The 785-nt window shown below is 64.8% G+C and carries 1 protein-coding gene; it reads left to right on the top strand.

Annotated features, from left to right (window positions below; translation table 11 throughout):
• Positions 1-47: 47 nt before the first annotated feature.
• Positions 48-785 (top strand): helix-turn-helix domain-containing protein (locus ABEA24_RS53340; RefSeq protein ID WP_425551346.1); only part of this gene is annotated, 738 nt, incomplete at its 3' end.

The raw sequence follows: 785 nt of genomic DNA, 5'->3' as shown, positions 1-785 counted from the left end.
CTGAGGGGAGTGCAGTGATCGGTTCTCAGCCTGACGGCGAGACTGCCGTGAGCAGCCTGTTCGGTCATCATCGTGGTGGTCCGACGGTGCTGCGTATTGTGCTGGGGGCGCAGTTGCGGCGGTTGCGTGAGGGGCGGGGGATCACGTGTGAGGACGCTGGGGAGGCGATCCGGGCGTCGCATTCGAAGATCAGCCGGATGGAGTTGGGGCGGGTTCGGTTCCGGGCGCGGGATGTGGCGGATCTGCTGAGTTTGTACGGGGTGCGCTCGGAGGATGAGCGGGCGGCGATGTTGGCGTTGGCGGAGCGGGCGAATGAGCCGGGGTGGTGGCATTCGTATTCGGACATTTTGCCGTCGTGGTTTGAGGTGTACATCGGGTTGGAGGAGGCGGCGTCTCGGATCCGGGCGTATGAGGTGCAGTTCGTGCCGGGGTTGTTGCAGACGGAGGATTATGCGCGGGCGGTGACGTTGCTGGGGCATCCGGATGCGCCGGGTCATGAGATCGAGCGGCGGGTTGGGTTGCGGATGCGGCGTCAGTCGTTGGTGACGGGGGAGGATCCGCCGCATTTTTGGGCGGTGGTGGATGAGGCGGCGTTGCGGCGGCCGTTGGGTGGGGCTGCGGTGATGCGGCGGCAGTTGGAGTATTTGATCGAGGTGACGGAGTTGCCGCATGTGACGTTGCAGGTGGTTCCGTTTCATCTGGGTGGGCATGCGGCGGCGGGTGGTCCGTTCAGTATTTTGCGGTTCGCGGAGCCGGATCTGCCGGATGTGGTGTATCTGGAGCAG

Origin of the sequence: Actinoallomurus vinaceus (assembly GCF_039542055.1) — a bacterium.
GTDB lineage: Bacteria > Actinomycetota > Actinomycetes > Streptosporangiales > Streptosporangiaceae > Actinoallomurus > Actinoallomurus vinaceus.
Note: the sequence above shows the minus strand (reverse complement) of the source record. Positions and strands in the feature narration are given on the sequence as shown.